This is a genomic window from Sulfuricurvum sp. RIFOXYD12_FULL_44_77 (genome assembly GCF_001830725.1).
In the GTDB taxonomy this organism is placed as follows: Bacteria; Campylobacterota; Campylobacteria; order Campylobacterales; family Sulfurimonadaceae; genus Sulfuricurvum; species Sulfuricurvum kujiense_A.
Map to the genome: position 1 here is coordinate 1 of NZ_MIBU01000282.1, position 2,763 is coordinate 2,763.

Consider the following 2,763-nt stretch of genomic DNA (forward strand, 5'->3'; position numbering starts at 1 on the left):
AAGTGGCTCTCCCAGATACCTGCGGCACAAAAGATGAACGGGTGTGCTGCTGTATTCCTACCCTGACACGATGTCCGTCCATCCCCTTGCACAGGTCTAGAAGAGTTGGCGAATTATAGCCGTTTAAACCTGCAAATGCAAGATGGTGCTATAATAAATCTATGATTTACCTCGTTACAGCACTTGATGCCGAAGCCAGACCTTTGTGTGACTATTATCGTCTAAAACGCGATACCTCTCTCCCCTATACCCTCTATCGAAATGAGGAGATAGTGTTAGTAGTGAGCGGAATGGGACGAATGAATGCGCTGATGGCGGTGAGCGCGTTGTTGGGATGGCGGATTCCCGGCGAGAAGGATATTTTGATCAATATCGGAATCTGCGGAGCACCTTCTACTTATGCAGTCGGTGAAGCGCTGCTGATCCATCAAATTTTGGACGGAGATCGACGCTATTATCCCGACATTCTTTACTCCCATCCTCTCCGTGAAACGTCGATGCGGTGTATCGATACTCCCCAATCACTATGCGGCGACTATCCGGTTGATATGGAGAGCGGTGCGATTTTTCAAGCCGCATCCCGTTTTTTCAAGCTTCATCAAATGGCATTTCTTAAAATTGTTTCCGATCACTGTATTCCCGAGAGTGTCACTAAAGAGGGGGTTATGGAACTTCTCCGTTCTCACGTGGATACCGTGGATACTCTTATCTCAAGATTGCGCGCTATACAGAAAGAGGCGTCTTTATTTTCCGCAGATGAACGGGAAGCAATCGAAGTGTTTAAAACCCATTTTACGAAAAGCCAAGGCTCTGCTCTCGAAGATGCGCTCACATATTTTCGATTTAGAAACAAAGGGACATTTCCCCCCTTAAATCCTCTGATTCCTAGCTCTAAACGTGAAAGGAGTCAACTCCTTGAAGAACTCATTGCAACCCTCACCGCCTAAGCTCTTTTCTCATCTCTACATCGAACGAGATGTGGTGGATCACCCGCAGAGCCAAATGATTCGGAGAAAATTTGCCGACTCGCAGGTTATATTAATCGATCATTACAAAGAGGTGTTTAACCGACCCTCACAAAGTTTTGCGGCGCAAAGTCACTCTAAAAAACTGATCCTTGCCAAAAAAGAGGGGAAGTTTTTGCATGAGGGGAGCCAATACAGCGACGGCTTCGGTCATGAGCAGTTTTTTTATGCCTCCAGCGTTATGGGGTGTTTGTATGACTGTGATTATTGCTATTTGCAGGGGCTTTACCCCTCAGCTAACACGGTGTTATTTGTGAATCTCGAAGATGCGTTTGAACAATTACACCCCTATTTAGGGAGAGCTACCCTCGTAGCGACCTCCTATGATACCGATACCCTTGCCATCGAATCGCTAACACACCAAACACGCGAATGGTTGAAGTTTGCCGCAGAACAAGAACAGCTTCATCTCGAAATCCGCACCAAAAGCGCCAATATCAAATCGCTAAAATCGTTTCTTCCCAATCCGAGGGTAACGCTTGCATGGACCCTCTCTCCGCAAGAGATCATCAACGCTTACGAACACGCTACCCCAAGTCTCGAAAAACGGCTCGGAGCGGTGGCGGAAGCGATCACGTTAGGATGGAAAGTACGACTTTGCATCGACCCTGTTATCTATACAGAGAAGTTTGCTATACTCTACACTGAACTGATTGAACAGATATTTAGAACTATCGATCCCGAAGCAATCGAACATCTCACATTGGGGAGTTTTCGTATGTCACAAAGCCATCTTCGTTCCCTCAAAAAACTTCGCCGCAGTGATGTCGCCTTTTACCCCTACATTGTGCGTGATGAGATGGCAACCTATCCGGAAGCAATCGAAACCACTATTCTAGAGACATTATTGGCAAAAGCAACGCAGTATCTACCGAAAGAGAGGGTCCGAACATGGCAACGGCAATCGTAACGGGGACGAGTTCAGGAATCGGTGAAGCGATAGCGCAGGTATTGCTGCAAAACGGATATAACGTTATCGGACTCAGCCGTCGCAGAGGAGATATCCATCACCCTCTTTTTGAGCATTTACCGTGTGATCTGAGTGATTTGGCGGTGGTCGATATCCTACAAAAAAAATTAGTAGAGATTGAAGATCTGGAAATTTTGGTCAACGCTGCCGGATTCGGACGATTTGAACCCCATGAAGAACTCAGTTCTAAAACCATCACCGATATGATCGCCTTGAATCTCACCACTCCGATTTTACTCGCTAATGCATTGATGCGTCCCCTCAAAAAGTCGAAAGGGATGATCCTCAATATTACTAGCATCGAAGCGACCCGTCACTCCAAATTCTCCGCCCTTTACAGCGCAACTAAAGCGGGACTTCGTGCATTCGGATTGACCCTTTTTGAGGAGACTCGTAACAGCGGGGTCAAAGTGGTTACGATCAATCCCGATATGACCGAAACACCGTTTTTTGACGGGTTTAGATTCGGTGTGGGAAAAGAGGATGACACCAAACTCCTCACCTCTGATATCGCACAAGCTGTTCAGTATCTGCTGGATACACGAGATGGGATTTGCGTGAGCGAAATGACAATCCGTTCTCAACGCTTCGGGATAACAAAAAAATAGTAAAGGAACCTTTTTTGCTTAGTGTAATGAGCTAAATATTTGGCCGTTTCGGTCGATATAGATTACACTAATATACAAAAGGATTTGTAATGGCAGGAACTGTAAGCTCACTCGGTATCGGTTCAAGTGTTTTGACGGCGGATGTTATTGATAAGCTAAA

At 46.0% G+C, this 2,763-nt stretch carries 3 protein-coding genes and 1 other RNA gene; 3 read left to right on the forward strand and 1 reads right to left on the reverse strand.

The window, feature by feature from the left end; all coding sequences use genetic code 11:
• Positions 1–5 precede the first annotated feature (5 nt).
• An RNA gene (ffs, locus tag A2517_RS10430) (signal recognition particle sRNA small type) lies at positions 6–103 on the reverse strand.
• A 58-nt stretch (positions 104–161) separates the two neighbouring features.
• On the opposite strand from ffs, the gene A2517_RS10435 reads away from it, so the two are divergent.
• The 3 genes from A2517_RS10435 to A2517_RS10445 are packed head-to-tail and all read left to right on the forward strand — an operon-like array spanning position 162 to position 2,603.
• Complete coding sequence (locus tag A2517_RS10435; protein WP_294896778.1) at positions 162–947, forward strand: hypothetical protein; 786 nt, start codon at positions 162–164, stop codon at positions 945–947.
• Positions 916–1,935, forward strand: a complete 1,020-nt coding sequence (locus tag A2517_RS10440; RefSeq protein WP_294896779.1) for a spore photoproduct lyase family protein — start codon at positions 916–918, stop codon at positions 1,933–1,935. The genes A2517_RS10435 and A2517_RS10440 overlap by 32 nt, the downstream gene beginning before the upstream one ends.
• Positions 1,917–2,603: an SDR family oxidoreductase gene (locus A2517_RS10445; RefSeq protein WP_294896781.1), complete on the forward strand. Its 687-nt coding sequence runs from the start codon at positions 1,917–1,919 to the stop codon at positions 2,601–2,603. Before A2517_RS10440 ends, A2517_RS10445 begins: the two co-directional genes overlap by 19 nt.
• Positions 2,604–2,763 lie beyond the last annotated feature (160 nt).